This is a genomic window from Manganibacter manganicus, from assembly GCF_002075885.1.
Classification (GTDB): domain Bacteria; phylum Pseudomonadota; class Alphaproteobacteria; order Rhizobiales; family Rhizobiaceae; genus Mesorhizobium; species Mesorhizobium manganicum.
In genome coordinates this window covers 23,853-43,957 of the sequence record NZ_MDET01000009.1, presented here as the reverse complement: position 1 = coordinate 43,957, position 20,105 = coordinate 23,853, and the positions used below count along the sequence as shown (strand labels likewise).

15 protein-coding genes and 6 pseudogenes are annotated in these 20,105 nt (G+C 54.4%); 5 read left to right on the top strand and 16 right to left on the bottom strand.

Annotation, left to right across the window (positions count from 1 at the left end; all coding sequences use genetic code 11):
• Positions 1-64 precede the first annotated feature (64 nt).
• Positions 65-365 (top strand): annotated as a pseudogene (locus BFN67_RS24750) (hypothetical protein); the annotation flags it as partial.
• Between the two features lie 223 nt (positions 366-588).
• Here the strand turns inward: BFN67_RS24750 and BFN67_RS07360 are convergent.
• The 11 genes from BFN67_RS07360 to BFN67_RS07310 all read right to left on the bottom strand — a co-directional run bounded on the left by BFN67_RS07360 (position 589) and on the right by BFN67_RS07310 (position 10,744).
• A complete protein-coding gene (locus tag BFN67_RS07360; protein WP_192856774.1) occupies positions 589-1,155 on the bottom strand; it encodes a sugar transferase in 567 nt (188 codons plus the stop codon).
• Positions 1,156-1,306: 151 nt separating this feature from the next.
• Positions 1,307-2,188, bottom strand: a complete 882-nt coding sequence (locus tag BFN67_RS07355; RefSeq protein WP_158083489.1) for an NAD-dependent epimerase/dehydratase family protein — start codon at positions 2,186-2,188, stop codon at positions 1,307-1,309.
• Between the two features lie 408 nt (positions 2,189-2,596).
• Positions 2,597-4,045: an oligosaccharide flippase family protein gene (locus BFN67_RS07350; RefSeq protein ID WP_158083488.1), complete on the bottom strand. Its 1,449-nt coding sequence runs from the start codon at positions 4,043-4,045 to the stop codon at positions 2,597-2,599.
• 201 nt (positions 4,046-4,246) lie between these two features.
• Entirely contained in the window at positions 4,247-4,486 is a 240-nt protein-coding gene (locus tag BFN67_RS24305; RefSeq protein ID WP_080918986.1) for a hypothetical protein, read from the bottom strand.
• Between the two features lie 422 nt (positions 4,487-4,908).
• A complete protein-coding gene (locus BFN67_RS07340) occupies positions 4,909-6,021 on the bottom strand; it encodes a DegT/DnrJ/EryC1/StrS family aminotransferase (RefSeq protein WP_080918985.1) in 1,113 nt (370 codons plus the stop codon).
• Positions 6,014-6,481: an acyltransferase gene (locus BFN67_RS25045; RefSeq protein WP_080918984.1), complete on the bottom strand. Its 468-nt coding sequence runs from the start codon at positions 6,479-6,481 to the stop codon at positions 6,014-6,016. The genes BFN67_RS07340 and BFN67_RS25045 overlap by 8 nt, the downstream gene beginning before the upstream one ends.
• Positions 6,474-6,875, bottom strand: a complete 402-nt coding sequence (locus tag BFN67_RS07330) for a sugar 3,4-ketoisomerase (RefSeq protein WP_080918983.1) — start codon at positions 6,873-6,875, stop codon at positions 6,474-6,476. Before BFN67_RS07330 ends, BFN67_RS25045 begins: the two co-directional genes overlap by 8 nt.
• 3 nt (positions 6,876-6,878) lie before the next feature.
• Entirely contained in the window at positions 6,879-7,748 is an 870-nt protein-coding gene (rfbA, locus tag BFN67_RS07325; protein ID WP_080918982.1) for a glucose-1-phosphate thymidylyltransferase RfbA, read from the bottom strand.
• A 9-nt stretch (positions 7,749-7,757) separates the two neighbouring features.
• On the bottom strand, positions 7,758-8,822 hold the full coding sequence (gene rfbB, locus BFN67_RS07320) for a dTDP-glucose 4,6-dehydratase (protein WP_080918981.1): 1,065 nt from the start codon (positions 8,820-8,822) through the stop codon (positions 7,758-7,760).
• The gene (locus tag BFN67_RS07315) at positions 8,819-9,634 is read right to left on the bottom strand and encodes a glycosyltransferase family 2 protein (RefSeq protein ID WP_080918980.1); all 816 of its coding nucleotides are present in this window, start codon (positions 9,632-9,634) and stop codon (positions 8,819-8,821) included. The genes rfbB and BFN67_RS07315 overlap by 4 nt, the downstream gene beginning before the upstream one ends.
• The gene (locus tag BFN67_RS07310) at positions 9,635-10,744 is read right to left on the bottom strand and encodes a glycosyltransferase family 4 protein (protein WP_080918979.1); all 1,110 of its coding nucleotides are present in this window, start codon (positions 10,742-10,744) and stop codon (positions 9,635-9,637) included.
• Positions 10,745-12,711: 1,967 nt separating this feature from the next.
• On the opposite strand from BFN67_RS07310, the gene BFN67_RS23930 reads away from it, so the two are divergent.
• On the top strand, positions 12,712-13,557 hold the full coding sequence (locus tag BFN67_RS23930) for a hypothetical protein (RefSeq protein WP_158083487.1): 846 nt from the start codon (positions 12,712-12,714) through the stop codon (positions 13,555-13,557).
• Between the two features lie 107 nt (positions 13,558-13,664).
• Here BFN67_RS23930 and BFN67_RS24735 read toward each other — a convergent pair.
• Positions 13,665-14,831 (bottom strand): annotated as a pseudogene (locus BFN67_RS24735) (IS3 family transposase); the annotation flags it as partial.
• Between the two features lie 210 nt (positions 14,832-15,041).
• On the opposite strand from BFN67_RS24735, the gene BFN67_RS07275 reads away from it, so the two are divergent.
• On the top strand, positions 15,042-16,205 hold the full coding sequence (locus BFN67_RS07275) for a Wzz/FepE/Etk N-terminal domain-containing protein (RefSeq protein WP_158083485.1): 1,164 nt from the start codon (positions 15,042-15,044) through the stop codon (positions 16,203-16,205).
• A 53-nt stretch (positions 16,206-16,258) separates the two neighbouring features.
• Here the strand turns inward: BFN67_RS07275 and BFN67_RS07270 are convergent, their stop codons facing one another.
• Together BFN67_RS07270 and BFN67_RS07265 are read right to left on the bottom strand one after the other, a co-directional pair.
• The gene (locus BFN67_RS07270) at positions 16,259-16,747 is read right to left on the bottom strand and encodes an acyltransferase family protein (RefSeq protein ID WP_080918971.1); all 489 of its coding nucleotides are present in this window, start codon (positions 16,745-16,747) and stop codon (positions 16,259-16,261) included.
• Positions 16,748-16,963: 216 nt separating this feature from the next.
• Positions 16,964-17,782, bottom strand: a complete 819-nt coding sequence (locus BFN67_RS07265; RefSeq protein WP_139789072.1) for a D-glucuronyl C5-epimerase family protein — start codon at positions 17,780-17,782, stop codon at positions 16,964-16,966.
• 64 nt (positions 17,783-17,846) lie between these two features.
• Between BFN67_RS07265 and BFN67_RS24730 the strand changes: the two are divergent.
• Positions 17,847-18,233: pseudogene (locus BFN67_RS24730) on the top strand (IS21 family transposase); the annotation flags it as partial.
• On the opposite strand, the pseudogene BFN67_RS07255 reads toward BFN67_RS24730, so the two are convergent.
• Together BFN67_RS07255 and istA are read right to left on the bottom strand one after the other, a co-directional pair.
• A pseudogene (locus BFN67_RS07255) lies at positions 18,226-18,753 on the bottom strand (ATP-binding protein); the annotation flags it as partial. The pseudogenes BFN67_RS24730 and BFN67_RS07255 overlap by 8 nt on opposite strands.
• Positions 18,686-19,873: pseudogene (istA, locus tag BFN67_RS07250) on the bottom strand (IS21 family transposase); the annotation flags it as partial. The pseudogenes istA and BFN67_RS07255, both read right to left, overlap by 68 nt.
• Here istA and BFN67_RS07245 point away from each other — a divergent pair.
• Positions 19,870-20,082: pseudogene (locus BFN67_RS07245) on the top strand (ATP-binding protein); the annotation flags it as partial. The pseudogenes istA and BFN67_RS07245 overlap by 4 nt on opposite strands.
• Positions 20,083-20,105: the final 23 nt, after the last annotated feature.

Genomic DNA, 20,105 nt, shown 5'->3' with positions numbered 1-20,105 from the left:
ACTGGTGCAGAGCCTCATACATAGGATACGGGCCTATGGTGAGTGTATCACCTACGTTGGTTGGATGTTTAAGGAACCGAATTCGGTTGCCTTCGCGGATGGAAGTAAACGCGGGGATGCGTGCGAGCACGGACAGATTTCGAACACGCCTGCGGCTTTGATGCCCCATTTGAAAAAACTGACCAGCCGGGCATAGTGCTGTGACTCTGCTATGAAACTGGCCGCGCGGCTCCGGAATCCTGCGGTAGCTGAGTGCGGCAGGGCACGATTGTGTAGTGGTCGCTCTATTGCCGATTCCATGCAAGCTGGGCGATCGAATCAAAACAACCAGTAGGGATGTGATCAACCTGGCGAGACGGCATCGGCAGATCCTGAAAGTCGAAGACGGCTACGTCGCGGGCTACGACGGCCTCGCCGACGTGGCCGAACGATTGCCGCGGTTTCTCGACAGGTCTACAATTCCAAGCGTCTACACTTGGCGCTTGGCTATTGATCACCAGAGGAATTTGAAACCCAGCGCTCCCAGCAAGCGGCTTAGTTTTGATATGCTATGTTGGTCCAGCGTCGGGGGTTCACTCCAAGGACTGGTCAAATGCTGACTCGATCTCCTTGCCCAGAACCAAAAACAGTACGGATAATTAGCGATAAATCGGTCTTCATCGACATAACCTGCAAGTATGTTGCGTCATATTTAGCTAGTAATTCTGGATCAGACATATCAATGCTGGCGACTTGCGCTATTCCAGTTATCCCCGGTCGGAGTCGAGCAAGCCCAAGGCGGTTTCTTGCTTCAGTCAATTCCTTTTGTGACGGCAGGCAAGGTCGGGGACCGACAAAACTCATATCACCCTTCAACACATTTAAGAGTTGAGGTAATTCATCCAGCTTTGTGCGGCGCAGCAGGCGCCCAACTCGTGTTACCGATGATTGACCTACTTCATGCGAAGGCCGGTCGCCCGTCTCCTGGTACATCGTCCGTAATTTGAGGCACACAAAATGTCGTCCATGCCGACCGATCCTGACTTGGCGAAAAATCGCGGGGCCATGCGAATCTAAACGAATGACAATAGCGCAGATGGCTAGGATTGGCGTGGCCGCGATCAGGCCAAAGGTGGCCGCAATAATATCGAAAAGACGTTTCACCTCAGAGTGCATGCCCACGCCCATGACCCGTGCAGTGAGGTGCGCGGGCTTGACAAGCGACCGTCACTGACCAGCAACAACTCAATACCTCTGCCAACTGCGAGATCGCATTATTATGACATGGGAAGCCGATTTTCATACATGCATCCGCGATATGCCCTGGTTATCTGTTTTTAGCTACGGCACCGCCGCATCTAGTGGCCCTATAGCCGATTTCTCTTAGCCCGTCCTCAGGAGTTTGAGGCGGATGCCACCCAGCTTCATAGAGCGCCGAGCCGTCAATTATTAGGTCGCCGAACAACTGACTGGCTTGGGTGCTCATGCCGGCAAGCCGCATCGGCACCGACATCACTGGAGGGGGGAGTGGAAGCAGTTTCGGTTTCAGACCCGCACCTTCGCGAACTTTCGAAATGATTTCGGCCAGCGATACTGCTCGCCGGTCCGTAACGTGGAATATGCGACTTCCCAAATCTTCCCGGTGAATGATATGGTCTATAGCAGAAACTAGATTAGTGACGGAAACTAGCGTCCGATGATTGTGCACCAAACGGAAGGGCAATGGTAAACTAGTAAGAGCGAGGTGAACCAGAGCTCCTATATTCCCCTTGGCTCCTGGGCCATACACAAGTGGGGGGCGGAGAATAACTGAGGAGATATCTGACAGGCTCAGAAGGAAAGCCTCGGCTTTTGCTTTGGATTTGCCATATGCATTGGTTGGGCGTGGTTGCATGGCTGGCGAAAGCACCCCGTCGTTTCCGGCAACGACAGCGATTGTGGAAACGAAAATAAAGCGCTTCACACCAGCTGCTTTTGCTGCTTCGACAACGCGCTTGGTGGTCAGATAATTCCCTTCATCAAAAGCTGCATCTGATGGTCGCTGCTTGCCGATTCTATGCGCTAATCCCGCGAGGTGAATCACGACATCAACTGACCCAATCTCCGGGTGCAGCCAAGACAGAGCGACTATCTCATGTCTCTTGGAGCTAAGATGCCGAACAAGTGCCGCCCCGATAAAGCCACTGGTTCCGGTAATGCCGATTCTCACTTGCCGCGCCTTATTGCTAATCAAGAATGAGGCAATTTGTGCCACCGAGGGAATCTGAAAAATTCTGAGGACATGAAAGAGCGATGTTAGCGAAGTCTCTGTCTAACATCATAACTTCCTGCCTTGCGCGCTTTGTGGCGGGAAGCGCGCAGCTGACAGGTGCGACACCTTGCCGAACTGCGGGCACGCGCCCACGATGGCGACGATGGTTTCATGGCCGCGCTCTATAGCGATCCTCTTGACCTTGCAACCTGAAACAGAAGCACGGCCCTCGACCTTGTCTATCTCTACGGCAGCACGGGGACCGTCAATGGTGGTGGATGGCCGCCGAGCCAACGGAATTCGCGACGGCGTTCTATTCTAGGCATCCTGCTGTTCTTAGGCAGCCCGCAAGCGCGCAGAACTGATTTAAGTAGTCTGCGCATCCATTTTCAAACGAACGCTGTTTAAACGCAGAATCCATACTCCTCCCAGAATAACCAATGCCGCGCTTGTGGCCAGAAAGGACGGAACCACAACATAAAGAGCCGCCGCACCGAAGGCAGATAATAGAACTGGGTCAATAAGAGCTTGTAGGAATTGTTGTGCCCGTACACCAGACACAAAACCTATTGCCAACAAATATATAGTATAGCCAAGGATACTCGCTATCGTAAACCCCACGACGGCGAGTCCCGGTGATGCCATGGCGGCGCCCAGCAAGATGCCGCAGATACGCAGCACGAAGAGTGCAACTTGCACGCCGATGTGAAGCCTCTGTGCCTCTAAGGTTGTAATAACGACAGAAAGAGGAGAGGTGACAAACTGGCAGGCTACCCAGAGTGCAGTCCATGCAACGATTGACCCGGCTGGGGCCCATTGCGGTCCAAAAGCGAAAGGCACGAGTTGGTCCGCCAACATTGCTGCTATCGTGAATGGGAAAAAGCTTAGATTTACAAGAATCCTGAATAGTTTCAGGACGAGTTCTCCTGCCTCCCCACGGCGGTTCGCTTCTATGATCCGTGGCATCAACACTTGTGAGATCGCCTGTCCTATCAGGCCTAACGGAGCAGACAAGACACGAAGCGCAAGTGCATAGTAGCCGGCGAGAATGGGGGAAAACAATGCCGCGAACAGGAGCACTGGCGCCTGCGCGCCGGCGATGTTGAGTAGGCCCGCCCAACTGTCATAGAGCGGAAAACGGCGATAGCGCCTGGCGGCCCATGCCAGACCTCGTGCATGGACGGTGCGCGCCGGCTTGCGGTTATCGGCGATCATTCCCAGCGCCAGGCGGGTCAGGCCTGCGCATTGGCCGACGATCTGGCCGACGATCAACCCGATTGCGCCGAAGCCCGCAAAGCCCAGGGCGAGCTGGCTCGCCGGCCCGGCCAAGCCCTGCTGGATGCGCGTGCGGGCGATTGCCCCGAATTTGGATTTGCGCACTGCCCAATAATTGGTGACCTGATAGGCGCCGGCCGTCAGCACACCAACCACGACGAGCAGGGCAAAGGCCCATTTGGACAGTCCGATTTCCTTTTCCCACCACAGTGCAAGCAATGGCGAGACGAGTCCTGTCGCGACCGCGATGAAGACCAGTATGGCGAGCGCCAGCAGTGCAACGTGCAAGGCGCCCCCGTCTGTGCGCGGGAGCGGGATGGCAAATTCATAGCGCAGTGAACCGACCACGACGATGAGCCCGACAATGCTGCCATAGATGGCCGCCGTCCCATATTCGCCGGGCGGATAGAGACGGGCCAGCACCGGAAGCGCCGCGAGGCTGATAGCCTGGGAAAAAGCTGTCGCCCCAGCTATCGTCATCACATGGCGCGCGAAGCTCTTCGCGGGCAGGAATCGACGGATGATATCTGTGACTGCCATTGCAGCCTTAAACATTCGTGAGTCGCGCAGCTTTCAGTACCGCCAAAATTGTATCTGCAGCTTCCTGCATTTCCGCGGGACTTAGTGTCGGGTGAATAAGGAACGCAGTTCGTGTGAAAATGGAGTCGATGGAAATGCTCTATCTGTTTATTGTAACGCATTTCCGAACGCAAAATCGCTACGCACTTTTATTGGAATGCGCTAGAGGGATGCCTCCTGAAGCAGATCAAAGTGTTCTGGTTCGATTACATTGCCATCCACCTTGATAGCGACGACGTCGTCTCCATTTTCTTTGAACCTGCTAATCTCGTGCCAGACCTCGGCAAGAGTTGCGCACTTATGCTCAATGAGCGTCTGCCCATTATCGAACCAGCGCATTGTCAAAACGGATGCTGGTGCATCGCGGTCAATCGAATAAAAATCTTTTGGCTCCATCGTCATCTTCACTGTCGTTGATTTACGTTAGACGGATTGTACATGGTTCTAAAGGCGGGTTAACATTTCTTCTGCGGACAAAGGTTCATCGATGGCTGCAAGCCAAATTGGCACGCCACTACCCAGTTCGCAAGTCGCTGGCCCTCTTCGTCGGCGCGTAGCCGTCATTATCGATAATGACGGCGTTATCGACTTAACATAGCACATCGGCTCGAATTTTAGGCCACAGCTGACTATGGTTAAGTAGGCATCCCGGTCACGATCTTTCATTCCGCTATCGCTTTGAGCCCATGAAAATGAGTTTGTACCACGGAACGTTTTGAAGATAGAGGACCGAACAAATTATGAATGGCGGAGATGAAGTGCAACAATGATCAATCCGCACAGCGGCTCTTCCCGTTAGATTCCTTACCCCAGTAAACCGTCTATCACGCGTTAACGGCGGAGAAAGAATTCATTGCATCGATAACTCGCCGTATATCATCGAACGACATATGGGGACCGATCGGCAGGCTGAGAACCTCATCATGAATCGCCTCGGTTACCGGTAGGCTAATATGGGCAAGATTGGGATAGGCGCCCTGTCGATGTGGCGGGATTGGATAATGAATAAGCGTCTGTACACCCTGCCCTGCAAGATGCTCCATCAACGCCTTCCGATGACGGCACCTTACGACAAACAGATGCCACACGTGCTGCTCTTCTACCTCCCAGATCGGAAGGCGGACATCGGGGTTAATGATACCGTCAAGATAGGCACGGGCGATCTTCCGTCGCAAGGCAGTGTGCGTATCAAAATGGCGTAATTTGACGGTGAGAACAGCCGCCTGAACCTCATCCAGGCGGCTGTTCACGCCTTGCATCAGATTGCGGTATTTTTCGTGAGAGCCGTAGTTGCGTAATGCCCGCAATGTTGATGCAAGCTCTTCGTCGTTGGTGGTGATCGCACCCGCATCACCCAAGGCGCCGAGATTCTTACCGGGATAGAAGCTGAAACCGGAGGCATCGCCCCAATTTCCGGCCCGACGCCCGCCGAGACTGGCACCATGTGCCTGCGCCGCATCCTCAAGCACCAGTAGACCGTTTTCGCGCGCAACCTGGATAAGATCCGGCATGTCAGCGAGGCGACCATACAGATGAACGGGAAGGATAGCGCGAGTGCGTCCAGTGATTGCCGACAGCGCATTTGCCGCACCTATATTGAAGCTGTGCTCGTCTGGTTCAACGAGCACGGGAACCAGATCATTCTCGGTCACCGCCAGCACGCTAGCGATATAGGTGTTGGCCGGGATCAGCACCTCGTCCCCTGCCTTCAGGCGACCCATTTCCTTCCATGCCCGCAACGTAAGAACGAGAGCGTCCAAGCCATTGGCCACCCCGATACAGTGTTTCGCGCCACAAAATTCAGCAAAGGCGCCCTCGAACGCCGCCAGTCGTTCTCCGCCGATATACCAGCCGGAATCGATAACCTGGATGACGGCTTCGACAATTTCATCGCGCATCGAGCCGTTGATACGTTTCAAATCGAGAAAACTAGTCATGGTCGAGGGATCTCAGAACGCGCGCCGGATTACCCGCGACCACCGTGTAAGGCTCGATATCCTTGGTGACAACCGCGCCGGCGCCTACCATGGCGTGTTCTCCTATAGTGATGCCCGGAAGGACCGTGACGTTGGCTCCAATGCTGGCACCTTGTCTCAATGTGATACTGCGGAACCGGTCTGGATATACTTTGGAACGTGGCATCGGATCGTTGGTGAATGTGGCGTTGGGGCCGATAAAAACATTATCCTCGACCCGCATGCCGTCCCACAGGAAAACGCCAGATTTCACCGTCACGTTGTCGCCAATGACGACGTCGCCTTCAATCATCGTGTGGGCGCAGATGTTGCAATTGCGGCCGATTCGCGCCCCGCGGAGTATGACCACATATTGCCAAACACGCGTGTCCTCGCCGATTTCGGCTTCTGCGACATCCGCAAGCGGATGGATACTAGGCATCGCAAAGCCCCCGAAACGCATCATAGTCACGGATGTAATCACCTTCGTCGTAATACTCGCTGGCCAAGATCATAAGCACGCAGCCGTCGCTGAAATCATGCATCTCGCGCCAAACCATGTCACCGACGACAAGACCTCGGTCAGGAGAGTCCAGCCACGCATCAACGCGCTCGCGACCATCGTCGAGCAGGATACGGCATCTGCCTGAAACCGCGACGACGACCTGTTTTAGTCGGCGATGAGCGTGGAAACCTCGTGAAATTCCCGAACTGACACCGAATATGTAGTAGACTCGTTTTATCACGAATGGAATATTATGCATTCCCTCTAGGGCAACGAGTTGCCCGCGTTCGTCGCCTTGAACGATGAAATCGATGAAGCGAAGGAGTTGCATATCTCACCCTTCCTCCACGAGCGAGAGCAGGTATGTACCGTAGCTGTTCTTGCTAAGCATCTCGCCTACCCGGAAAACCTCTTCTCGGTCCAGCCATTTATTTTGCAGCGCAATTTCCTCCAGGCAGGCGATCTTGAAGCCCTGTCGATGTTCGATCGTCTGCACGAACAGGCTAGCCTCGAGTAGGCTTTCGTGGGTTCCTGTGTCGAGCCATGCAAAGCCCCGCCCCAATATCTCAACATGCAAATCGCCTCTTTCGAGGTAGGCCTGATTGATGGCGGTGATCTCCATCTCGCCACGTGCAGATGGCTTTACTTGTTTGGCCATGTCGACCACGTCTCGATCGTAGAAATAGAGCCCAGTCACGGCAAGCTGAGACTTCGGGTGTGTTGGCTTTTCCTCGATCGAGATTGCACGGCGCTCAGCGTCGATCTCCACGATACCAAACCGCTCCGGATCCTTGACGCGATAGCCGAATACGGTGGCGCCGTGATCTCGCATGGTAGCCGCCCGTAGCATCGGCGTGAAACCCTGCCCATAAAATAGATTGTCCCCAAGGACCAGGCAGGCAGGCGAACCGCCGAGAAATTCTTCTCCGATGATGAAAGCCTGAGCGAGGCCTTCGGGCCTGGGTTGCTCTGCATATTCGAGATTGATGCCGAATTGCGAACCATCACCCAGCAACCGACGGAAGCCATGTTGGTCTTCGGGCGTGGTGATGATCAATATCTCGCGGATACCCGCCAGCATGAGAACGGAAAGAGGATAGAAGACCAGCGGCTTGTCGTACACCGGCAAGAGTTGCTTCGAAACACCCCTGGTGATTGGATACAGCCTTGAGCCGGAACCGCCGGCCAGTACTATCCCTTTCATTGCCTTACCTCACGTTGCAATACCGAGACGCTCGCGGCGGTAGCTACCATCTTGGACATGACTGCACCAATCACGGTTGCGAACATACCATTCGACCGTCTTGCGCAATCCGCTCTGGAACGTTTCAAGAGGTTTCCACCCGAGTTCTCGGCTGATCCTACCGGCATCGATAGCATAGCGCATGTCATGGCCGGGGCGATCGGCGACGAAGCTGATCAGATCTTCATAGCGTGCGACACCGGCTGGCTTTTGCGGGACGATCTCCTCGAGGAGATCACATATGGCCTGCACGACATCGATGTTCCTCATCTCGTTGAAGCCACCGATGTTGTACGCCGAGCCGACCTTTGCTTCATTCGCGACCTTGTACAGAGCTCGTACATGATCGTCCACGAAGAGCCAGTCGCGGATTTGCTCACCCTTTCCGTATACCGGCATAGGCTTTCCCTCCAGCGCATTCAGGATCATCAGAGGAATGAGCTTTTCAGGGAAATGATGGGGACCGTAATTATTGGAGCAGTTGGTAATTACCACCGGCAGGGAATACGTCCGCTGCCAAGCGCGTACAAGATGGTCACTGCTCGCCTTACTGGCCGAATATGGCGAACTGGGCGCGTAAGGCGTATTTTCGGTAAAGAGCGAATCGGTCCCCTCTAGATCGCCAAACACTTCGTCGGTTGAGACGTGATGAAATCGAAAGCGGCTCTGGCATTCGGAATCCATATCCTTCCAGTATTGTCTCGCGGCCTCTAGCAAAGTGTAGGTGCCGACGATATTTGTGCGGATAAATTCCGCCGGACCGTCTATAGACCGATCGACATGAGACTCCGCGGCTAGATGAAGGATAATGTTGGGTCGGTGGGCTCGCAGAATTCGCGCGATGTTCACGGCATCGCAAATGTCGATCTGTTCGAACGCGTAGCGACTGTTACCCCGGACGCTTTCAAGTGACTCTAGATTCCCAGCATAGGTCAGCTTGTCGACATTGACGACAGTGTCCTCAGTTTCGCTTATTATGTAGCGTACCAGCGCCGAGCCGATGAAGCCGGCGCCGCCCGTTACCAGAAATTTCATTTGTTTTCTGCCTTGATGCTGGCCATGAGCGGGCGCGCAAGCTTATCCAGCCCGAAATGAAGGCAGACGGACACTAGACGCAGAAGCGGATTGGTGATCGACCGGTTCTTCCGCAGTACCTTTATCTTCTCGTTGAAAAGGACTCCTCGCGCTCGCATCTTGGCGATCGAGCTCTCGCCGTGCAGCCGGTAAAGCAGCAGTGGTTCGTCAACATAGCAGAATGCCGTTTTGTCGGAAGAGCGCAGCAGGATATCCCAATCCTCCAATTTCAGACCGGTTTCATCGAAGCCGCCGACCTCATCAAAAAGCCCGCGGGTAAACATCATCGTTCCAGCCGGGATGAAGTTGAAGATCGTCAAGATGCTCTTGACGTCTCCCGCCATCATCCGTCGCGTCCAGGTCTTGCAAATCTCGCCCTCGCCGAAGGTCATGGCGTTGCTGTAGCACAGCCTACAGTCTGGATTGCCCTGCAATTGCGCGAACTGCTTGCGTAACTTGTCGGCCCGCCACATATCGTCCGAGGCGATAATGGCGAGGTATTGGCCTGTCGAATGTTCGCGAATCGCACGGTTGAGTGTACGGCACAGCCCTTCGTTGCCTTTGACCACGAGGCGAAAGTCATATTTTCTCATTTTCTGCATCTGTCGCAGCAAATCGACACTGCCATCCGTTGAGCCGTCATCTACGACGATAACCTCCAATCGGAAGCCGTCGAGCTCCTGCTTACACGCACTACGGATCGCATCTTCGACATAGGTCACGTGATTGTAGCTCGGTATGACGACACTTACGATGGGAAACTGTTCCTGCATCTAGCTATTCAGCAATTCTTGATACAGCATGATTAGCTTGGAACTTTCCCTCTCCCAACTGTAGTGTTCGAGTATTGCTTTGCGCCCACGTTGCCCCATTTTCTCTGCCTCTTGCCGTCGGTCCATGAGGCGGCCGATCGCGCTTGCAATTGCCGAAGGATTGGTTGGATCGACGCAAATACCACACTGATTACCTTCGATGATGGTACGCCAGAGTGGAAAGTTGGAACCGATAACTGGGATGCCCGCTGCCATGTACTCGAACATCTTGTTGGGCTGAGCATCAATGTGGTTTGGTGCTGGCAGAAAGGTCACCACCCCCGCCATTGATTTCTGCATTACAGTACGCACCTGCTGCGGACTGACTTGCCCATGCTCAAAGACCCGCTTCCAGCCAGCGCTCTTGCGACATAAATCGCCTGTGGCGGCTTCGGTAAAGCGGCCGGCAAGTGCGAGACGCACGTCCAAACGCGTATGGGCCATGGCGTCAACCAGTTCGGGAACGCCACGAATACTCGTCATAGCGCCAACATAGCAAACTTGGTCTAGCTTGTCATTCCAAGGGAGGAGCTCTCCGAGTTCTTCCGCTTGCGGATAGTTGTTAATTTCCAGCACTCTACAGCCTATCGCGCGGAAATGCTCTGCGATACCGGGCGTAGCTGCCACAACATGGTCGAGGCGCGTACAAATATAACGTTCCAACCCCGAGAATAGAAAAGATATTATTGGTCGCGCAGGAGTTGGAATATAATGCTTGGTACGGATGTCGGCTGGATAGTTCTCATGTGAATCAAAGATGACTTTCTTGCCGCGCTTCTTCAGCTTGAGCCCGATAGGTAGAAGTTCGGGGTCATGGAGGTGATAGAGATCCGCATCGAGTTCGAGAGCCTTCCTGTAGACGCGATTCACAACTCGGGCCATTCGCGATAACCTACCGCCCAATGGCCTGCCGACATCGATGATACGTACTCCAGCTTCGGAAGAATCTCCCTTGCCATCGGCGACGACAAGAGAAATCGGAACTCCCGCGTTTGCCAAGGTCGTACACTGCTTGCGGAAAATTCGTATGTCATCGCGAGGATGAACCGATGTGAGTTGGACGGCCCTCATGCCAGTGCCACTTTTTCTATAGGCTCCACAGTTTTGCCATCTCGACGCAGGTAGGTCTTGCTTTTGATGCCGCTTCCCAGATTCTCGGCGACGACTCGGACTCTAGCCCCGACCAGATCGACGGCGATCACATACAGCGTAAGCCCGATGTTGTGAACGGTGGCGTGAATTCCGATTACTATTAAACAACTCATGAGCAATCTTCATCTGTGGGCTTCGAAACCGTCGAAAGGGTTGGTATCAGGATATTATTGGGACCTTGTGCAAACCTGCTGCCCATAATTGCCGCGCTTACCGCATCAATTCTAGGCGATCAAGATTCGCGTTGGTCACGAAACATGTCACCCATAACAAGTTGCGGCGAGTGCACGATGCGATCGTGCATCCGACCTTTCTGGAATGGAATGCTGCGACAGCGAACCGAAGGTGCTTGATCCTAGTGTTGTTACTCGAAAAGTATGGCAAAGCGCTGTCGATTCGGCATGAACCAGCCGCTAGCCCATAAAATGTGCTAAGATCGGTACTTAGGCGCATGGTATGGTGAATTGAGAAAGCCTATTTTTGACGGAGAGACGCGTGGACGACGAACCCGCTGATATCGAGAATAATTCCGACGAGGCCATTCGATTTTGCCCCTCGATTGCAGTACTATTTGGCTCGTTATGGGTAGCCCTATTTGAAGGGCTATTCGGTCGTAGGCTAAAGAAGTAAACTCATTAGAGTCAAATTCGAAATGGATGCAGTCATATCAAGGCCTTGCGAGAGCTCTGGTGAGCGCGCGGATATTTGTGACGAAGAGCCAAGCCTCGGTGGACACGGTGGTGTGCCCGAAGTCTTTTGCCGCCCTCCAGCATCTGCCGAGCCACGCGAGGGTGGGCTTTACCGACCATCGGCGTGGCAAGCTCTCAAGGCCTTTGGTGCAGTCGGAGCTTCTGATGACCTCCAACATGAACTTTCCGATGTTCTGCAGCGTTCTCCTCAATTTTAACCTGGGTAGCTGCGGTCAGCGAAGACATGGCGCAACAGCGGTCAGCGTTTGAGGGTCGATTTAGGGACGGGGACACTGTCGCTGTCCGGATTGTCTGTGAAATGGCTAACGGCGCCACTGAAGGCAGGGCTAGTCTCACTACCTCCTTGTTCGCGCGCTGTCATGACCAGTTCATTGTCGTGTACGGAAGGCCTTTGTCACGGAGCCGATCGCGGTATTTCGTAGCTTCGAGAATGGCAGCAAGTCCCTCGACAAAAGCCACTAGGCACCGCCCAACGAGGCCATGTACAAAAGCGCGTTCACTGCTTTGCGCAGGTTTGTCCTGAGCGGACGTCTCATGGGGTTCAGCGGCGGTATCAGGAGTTTGATTAGCGCGTAAGCACGCACTCAATAGGATATGTCGCAGTTTATCTGCATCGTCTTCACATAACAACAGAGAAGCTTAATGCAAAGACAGGCGCAGATAAACAATATGGGACCAACGCATTTCAAAGCTCGCTTGTCCAGATTTATATTAACCGACAAGATTGCTATTTTTCTATTTATATATATAAACTCTTTAATATTTTTGTACTATAATATGAGACAAAACTCGACATGGCTTTATTTTGCGAGTTATATTGACTTCATTCCAAATAGATTATTGTACGTATTATTTATTGAATATCTATTGGTGTTTCCATTAATTTACTTATTTTGTCGACGGGCTGCATTGGATTTGTTCGCTTTGATTCTATTTCCGGTTGTTGTAATCGGGGGAGTATCTGGATCTATCGTACTTATATTTTCGGCAGACAATAGTAGATCACAAATATTTATAATATACTATATAATCTTGCCAACATTGTTTTCTATTATTAATTTTCCAACGTTCAAGTATCATCGAATTCGATTGGGACGACGAGGGGAAGGGATTTTCGTCATGGCTGGACTAACGTCCAGTATACTATATCTGTTTTGGATATGGAAATATCGTTCTATGATTGGATTTCCCGGCCTTTCTGAAATATATGAATACCGACATGCGCTCAGCGCAGCTGTAATGCACTGGGAGCGTTATGGTATGATTTTCTCTAAATTTGTTGGGGGATTTTCATTTGGATACTTGGCTATCTCAAGGAGATCATCGAGATATTTGATAGGATCTGCCCTTATCTTTATCAGTGACTATATGCTAAGCGGACAACGCTCATCTCTTGTATTTATCGTAATTGTTATTCTATCTTATCTATGGTTCGTGTCAATGAGACGGAGATTTAAGATCAGCGATTTATTGCTGGGACTTTCTGGGCTTACCATTTCACTTGGCCTTGCGTCATTTCTGCTCGGAAGGATTTCTCCATATGTAATTGGGATTTACGACCGAGCTTTTCATGTCAGCGTTGGACTTTTTGTCCGTTATTTAGAGCAGGTTGAAGAGGTTGGTCTCTATTGGGGTGGTGATGGCTTGCTTGGTGAGATATTTGGTGGCAATGGACAGGACTACCGGATTGTGATTGGGAGGAATTATTTTGGTCCTAATGTTTCGGCGAACGCAGATCTAGTTAGCGATGCTTATATAAATTTTGGCGTCGGTGGGCCTTTTTTCGTGTTCCTAATTTTACGTCTGCTCATATCGCGACGTGATTCCAAATTCTTTTTACACAATCGCGAAGCCGCTCTAGTTTTTATTATTCCATATATGTTTGCATTGTTTAGTATGGGATTGCAGACAGCGCTTGTGACAGGCGCGCTCGCAGTGGCGCTATTGATAATGAAAATTACAAGTATTAGGCAAGAGCACGGTATTAGTGGACATACGCCCTCTAGGCTCAAGACTTATTAAATTGCTTGCGGTGACGAGGATCGGTTGATTCAAGGGCAGCGTAAGAAGGCGTTGCCATCGCGATCTGATCTGGCTGTCGGAGGCGCAGATGCGACGGATCTCGATTGCTCTTTCATCCAGTCCGGCAACAAGGCCAGGATGGTATCGGTGTCGGGCAGGATGTGGATCGAGGCGTAATCGCGTTTGAGGGTTTTGACGAAGGACCCGGACATGCCGTTGCTCTGAGAACTGCGGACGGGGGTGAAGAGCAGCGTCAGTCCTAGGGCGGCAGCGGTTTGGGCAGTCTGGCGGGCGATGTAGGCACTACCATTGTCGGACAGCCATTCCACCCGGTGGCTGGTTCTGGTGCTCCCGACGCGCCGCTCGACCGATGTGATCATGAGGTAGTAAACCATCTCGGACGAGATGCCGGCATTTGCCACGGCGAGCCAGCCAATGATTTCTCGGTTACAAGCATCGATGACAAAGATAACCGGACTACCTGACTATCGCGGGCATGGATCTCCAGATGATCTGAGCACCAGCGCACATTAGAGCGCAAGGCCACGACGACACCGTCAAGGCTCGGCCAGGACGAAGCGCCGTGTGGCGCCGCAGCGTCAGGTGATACTGGCGCATGACCCGCAACACCCGCCTAATGTTGACGACTAGCTGACCTTCGAGCCGGCGATTCCGGTTGATCAGTGCAGCGACGCGGCGGTATCCATAGGTTGGACGCTTGTCGATTATCGGTCTGATCTCTGCTAGCAGTGCGGCATCGTCTGGCTTGCGATACGGGCCACGCGGAACAACGGGCGTGGCAGCACGCTCGATGAGGTTGGACCGGGAGATGCCGAGGGTTCTGGCAGTGGCGCTCAGCGGGAACCGTCCTCGGGATTGTTCCAGAACACCAAGGGTAAGCTGTGTCTTTTTGGGCGAGCGACCCCGATGGCTTCCTTGAGAATCTCATTCTCCCTCGTCTTGCGGCCCAGCATCCGCTCCAGATCGCGCAAGCGCTTCTCCAACTCGCGGACCCTAGAGGCGGCGACGGCATCTTCGTCAGCTTCGACAGCGGCGTGAGCGCCTTCGAGCATGCGGCCTTTCCAGGCAAAGAGCTGGGAGGGAGAAATGCCCGCGCACCGGGCAACGTAGGAAACACTCATGTTTGGCTGCATGGCTTCTTCCACTACGCTGACCTTCTCGGCCACCGACCAGCGGCGGCGGCGCTGCACGGAGGTAATGACTTTTACCCGGCTGAACGGGACGTCAGAGGCTTTGGACATAGTCGTACTCATAGGCGCATGCCTATGCCTTATCGGCTAGGCCGACTGTCCGGTCAAAACAGGGTGCGCTCCACTAGGCAGGCATCCTCGACGACAAGTCATGGTGTTGCCCCCAGGCAGCATACACGATAAATATCGCCAAACGGGTGAGTGCGTCCTCCATACGTGATCAGGCGTAATTTTAATGTCTCTTTTCGGGCGGGGGTCCAGGAGAGCATAGGTTTGGAGACTGAACGGGATTCCGAAATCGATCTTTGGTTGCTGGCGCATCGTCTATTGCGGGGATGGCGCATCATCACTCTGTCGGTCGTACTGGCTTTCATCATCGGAGTGGCACTCTTCTTCACCGTGCCGCGTTCTTATCAGTCGGTAGCCACGATTTTACCGATTACCCAATCTGCCTATGCTAGCTACGCAGATTTGATTGCCAAATCGGCCATACCGGAAAGCCAGCAAAAGGAAGACGCTCAACTGCAAATCTTTCCTTATTCGCGCGGGGATTTGCTCAACGAATTCGTCGCCTACCTGCAATCACCGGCGCACCTTATCCGTGCGGCGCAGGAGAGCGGGGTGTTGCGCGACAAAGATGGCAAACCGCCCACTGATGAGCAGGCTGCTTTGGCCTTCATGCGGTCGGTAACATTCTCCCCCCCAACCGATGGTAAACCGGGCTTCGATATGCGCGTCCGTTCTGGAAATGACGAAGCGCTGAACAAATTCGTCGCTTGGAGTCTCGACAACGCTCGTATTGAGGCTGCGAAACTCATTCGTGCCTCCGTCATCGACAAGATTGAAGCTGGCGAGAAGATGCGAAAAGATTCGATTGCCGCGCTCAAGGTCGATATTGCGTCGCGCCGTCTGCAGGCCGACAATATCCGCAAAGATAATATTGAGCAGCTTACCGAGCAAGCCAGAGTTGCCGCGACACTCAATATCGTCGATCCTGTTACGGTGCAGGCGCTTTCCCCGAAGCAGGAAAACACCACAGCGGCCTCAGCGCAGGTGATTGGTGGAGACCAGCCAGTTTATTTCCAGGGTAGTACGGCGCTGAAAGAACAGATCGATCTTCTCAAGAATCGCAAGAACAGTGACCCTTACACAGCTGGCCTGCGCGACCTGCAACGGCAGGTGTATGCGCTGGAAAACGATGACAGGGCGCAAACTCTAAGGGCGCTGCTGAATGAGTCGCCGCTTGGTAAACCCGCATCGGCCCCTCTTGCCGGCTACAGTCTGGTTGCCGCAACCGCGCAGCGAACTTTCCCTCGTTTATCGATTTTCGGCATTGGCTCGCTGCTGATAGGACTTATCATCGGATCCGGCATTGTGCTCCTGCGGAGAGAACGAGACGAAGTCGCCCGCGCAAAAGCGCCGGCAGCGGGGGCGTGACGGTTGGCCGCTGGCAATACCCACCGTCATCTGCGGACCTCCGATCACTTGCATCACGCCGAGGCAGCATCAGCCCGCCCCACATTATTCTTCAGGCGATAATATGTGTTTGTCGTGTAGCCTGTGGGGTCGGTCCCGTCAGCGGCATCATTGTCCTTGTACCAGAACGCCGCATTGGTCGGCGCATCGTCGGAAGTGCTGAGCGTATTGTTCTTGACCCGAACATTTTTGGCGCCACGGATTGTGTAGGTAGACGAAAGCACATACGGTGGCCACAGACGGAAGAAGCGCTTCAGGAGAAACGAGCCGGCCCTGAAACTCGGGCGGCTGACGACTTCGAAGATAATGAAACTAGAAATTCCAAAGAAGAACTGCACGCCATAGAAGCCATAAGCTCCGATGAATGGTGGTTTCCAGACGGCGCTTGCTGGAAAATGCAGCAGCATTAATTGAGAATGGAAGACAACAACCATCAGGGCGGCCAAGCCGCGTCCCACTTGCAATCCCTTGTAGCGCATCAGCCCGCCCAGTGTGCCGCCCAAGTGGCTATACTTTCATACCCCCTTGCTGACAACCCACCGGTTCGGAGCATCGAAGACATCAGGCAGATGAGCGCTCCGGCCATTTTTGATCTGTCCCGCTTAACCGCCAGCACGATCCCAGACCATAAGACCACGGTCGCCATAGCGACTGGACAGACGGAAAGTGCGATGAGCCTTGGGTATGGCTTTGCGCGTCGCAAATTAGCGCTGAATTGCTCAATTCGCCGATATTTCGTTCCAGAATTGATTAGTAAATCGTTTCGAGTATTCGTCGAAAATCGGGTTACCGGTGATATCGAACATCACCGCCAGTAATTCGGCGTGGAAGCCTTGATATCCCGCGTTGATATACGGAGGAGATGGCTCTAAATACGGCTGTGAAATCGCCTGGGTGATGTAGCCGATGTCATAGGTCGAGGCGGTTCCAATATCGTAATAGGAGACGAGTTTTATCAGCGTTCTGACAGCATCATCAAACAGGCGATGCGCGTCTTCGCTCCCGGTGATCTTCCACCAGTCATAGAGCCCAATCACAGCGAACAGATAGCCATTCAAGGTGTAGGCGTGCGGCTTCACTGGATATTCCAGAATAAATGAATATCCGGAAAGAGATGGATCGAGGTCCGACAGATCGGCCATCGGGCCTTTCGGGAACGGCATTTGCAGGAATGCCAGAGCCTTGTTCCCTGCATCGAGAAACCGCTTGTCGTGGGAAATCGTATAGGCACGACCCAGCGCGCTCAGTGATTGGCCCTGTGCCATTCCCGATATCCAGCCCGGTTTATAGGGGCGCAGGTTAAGCATGTGCTTATATGAGAATTCGTAGGGAAACGCGCCGTCCTTGCGCTGCATGGAAAGGAGCTTGTTTGCTGCGATCAAAACCGCGTCGTTCTGGCCCTGCGAGAACCGCGTGAGTGCGAATTGAGAGATGGTGACGGGGTTGTAGGCGAACGTCTCGCCGTATTTGACCAAGGGCAATCCGTCTGTGATTTTTCGTGGAATGAGGACCCTGTTTAAGGGGTGATTTTCGTCCAAGCGGGACCCCTTAACGATGGGGTCATCAAGATGCTTCCGGTTTCATCGGAGGCATTTGTTTTGGATGTTGATTGTGGAGACGATTGCGAAGATACGCCGGCTGTCGCTGGTGCAGGGAAAGTCGATCAAGGCGATCTGCCGGGAGCTGAAGATCTCCCGGAAGGTGGTGCGCAAGGTGCTGCGGTCGGACGAGACGGAGTTTCGTTACGAGCGCAAGCATCAGCCCTATCCGCGGATGGGCGCCTGGCGAGAGAAGCTGGACGGGCTACTGTCGGCGAATGCGGCAAAGTCTCAGCGGGAGCGGCTGACACTGATCCGGATATACGAGGAGCTTCGCGGCCTCGGCTATGACGGCAGCTACAGTTCGGTATGGCGGCATGCGCAGGACTGGGATGAGCAACGCGGTAGCGCTGCCGCTGAGGCCTATATCCCTTTGAGCTTCGCGCCTGGGCGAAGGGCAGATAGCCGAGTTCGTCGAGCACGACAAAGTCGAGCCGGGTCAAGTGATCGGCAATGCGACCTTGCCGACCGGCACGGGTCTCTGTCTCGAGTCTGTTGACCAGATCGACGACGTTGAAGAAGCGTCCGCGCGCGCCGTTGCGGATCAGCGCCCGGGCGATGGCGATTGCCAGATGGGACTTGCCCGTGCCGGTGCCGCCGACCAGGACGACATTGCGCTGATCGGCAACGAAGGCTCCGCCGGCGAGATCGCGGATCAGGCTCTCGTTGACCGGCGTGCCGGTGAAGTCGAAGTCGTCGATATCCTTGGCCAGCGGCAGCTTGGCGACGGTGAGCTGGTATTTGATGGAGCGGGCCTGTTTCTCCGATATCTCGGCCTGCAGCAGATCGCCGACGATCTTCGGCGGCTCGTGCTGCCGCTTGATGGCGACGCCCATGATCTCGTCATAGGCCGCCCGCATCCCGTAGAGCTTCAATTCTCCCATCAGTTCCAACACTTCGGTGCGTTCCATGGCTGCTTGTCCTCCTGAGGCTGTCATAGCGGGCGCAGTCGGCAATCGGCTCGTGAGCCAGCTTCAGCGCCTGGGGAATGGAAAGGATCGTGCCCGGCACCGGATCGCGGCTGCGAGCCAGGATGTTGAGGATCACCGCCGCCGATGAGACGCTATGCTCGAGCGCTTCCTGACAGGCCGCCTCGACCGCGTTCAATCCGTCGCTCAGCACGCAGGTGAGGATCGACACCATCTGCCGGTCGCCGTCATCGGCGGCCTTGAGCTTGCGGCGCACCTTCTCCATGGCCGACGGCAGAACCCAGCCCCGGAATGGCGCACCATTGCGCAGTCCGCCGGGCTTGCGGGCCAATACCGGGACGTAATGCCAGGGGTCGTAGATCACCTCGTTGCGGCCGAAGCAGCGGGCATGTTCGCCCACGACCGCGCCGTCCTGGCGGATGACGATCCGATCGGCATAGGCATGGATCTCGACCGGCCGGCCGACGGCGCTCGACAGCACTGAGTATTTGTTGTTGTCGAAGCGCACCGTGCAGGTCTTCGACACAGAAGCCGGAATGCAGTGGAAGCCATCGAAGCGCCCAGCATAGGGAATAAAGCTGGCCTGCTCCTCCTCGAACACTTCCCAGACCGTGCGGCCGCCCTGTTCAGGATGCGGGTGTGCCTTGGCGTAGGCGACGCATTTGTCGGCCAGCCAGCCGTTCAGATCCTCCAGCGTCTTGAAGCGCAACCTCGGTGTGAAGAAGCGTTCACGCACCAGCCCGACCTGGTTCTCGACCTGGCCCTTCTCCCAACCCGACGCTGGTGTGCAGGCCTCAGGCTCGACCAGGTAATGCCCGCACATCTGCGCGAAGCGGCGGTTGTAGCGGCGATCCCTGCCGATGAAGATCGCATCCACTGCCGTCTTCATGTTGTCGTAGATGCCGCGCGTGCAGGCCCCGCGGAAGAAAGCGAACGCCCGGTCATGGGCGTCGAACACCATCTCCTGCGTCTCGCGAGGATAGGCCCGAACGTAGAACATGCGGCTGTGGCAAAGCCGCATGTGCGCCACCTTCACGGTGACCGTCACACCGTCCAGCAGGACGACCTCGTGGCTCCAGTCGAACTGGTAGGCTTCGCCAGGCGGGCGGACAACTGCTCTTCCATCTCGTATCGAAGCTCTACGAGCGCACCAGCGTCATCATCACCACCAACCTGGCATTCGGCGAATGGCCCACCGTCTTCGGCGATGCCAAGATGACAACCGCGCTACTCGATCGGCTCACCCATCATTGCGAGATCGTCGAGACCGGAAACGAATCCTGGCGCTTCAAAAGCCGCTCTCAAAGCTAAAGCCGAAAGGCCAATCAGCCGCG

What these genes read in the sequence shown, in the direction of transcription:
- BFN67_RS07360 (WP_192856774.1), bottom strand. Translation starts at nt 1,155, where the DNA reads ATGCACTCTGAGGTGAAACGTCTTTTCGATATTATTGCGGCCACCTTT.
- BFN67_RS07350 (WP_158083488.1), bottom strand. Translation starts at nt 4,045, where the DNA reads ATGGCAGTCACAGATATCATCCGTCGATTCCTGCCCGCGAAGAGCTTC.
- BFN67_RS24305 (WP_080918986.1), bottom strand. Translation starts at nt 4,486, where the DNA reads ATGACGATGGAGCCAAAAGATTTTTATTCGATTGACCGCGATGCACCA.
- BFN67_RS07340 (WP_080918985.1), bottom strand. Translation starts at nt 6,021, where the DNA reads ATGACTAGTTTTCTCGATTTGAAACGTATCAACGGCTCGATGCGCGAT.
- BFN67_RS25045 (WP_080918984.1), bottom strand. Translation starts at nt 6,481, where the DNA reads ATGCCTAGTATCCATCCGCTTGCGGATGTCGCAGAAGCCGAAATCGGC.
- BFN67_RS07330 (WP_080918983.1), bottom strand. Translation starts at nt 6,875, where the DNA reads ATGCAACTCCTTCGCTTCATCGATTTCATCGTTCAAGGCGACGAACGC.
- rfbA (WP_080918982.1), bottom strand. Translation starts at nt 7,748, where the DNA reads ATGAAAGGGATAGTACTGGCCGGCGGTTCCGGCTCAAGGCTGTATCCA.
- rfbB (WP_080918981.1), bottom strand. Translation starts at nt 8,822, where the DNA reads ATGAAATTTCTGGTAACGGGCGGCGCCGGCTTCATCGGCTCGGCGCTG.
- BFN67_RS07315 (WP_080918980.1), bottom strand. Translation starts at nt 9,634, where the DNA reads ATGCAGGAACAGTTTCCCATCGTAAGTGTCGTCATACCGAGCTACAAT.
- BFN67_RS07310 (WP_080918979.1), bottom strand. Translation starts at nt 10,744, where the DNA reads ATGAGGGCCGTCCAACTCACATCGGTTCATCCTCGCGATGACATACGA.
- BFN67_RS23930 (WP_158083487.1), top strand. Translation starts at nt 12,712, where the DNA reads ATGATTGGATTTCCCGGCCTTTCTGAAATATATGAATACCGACATGCG.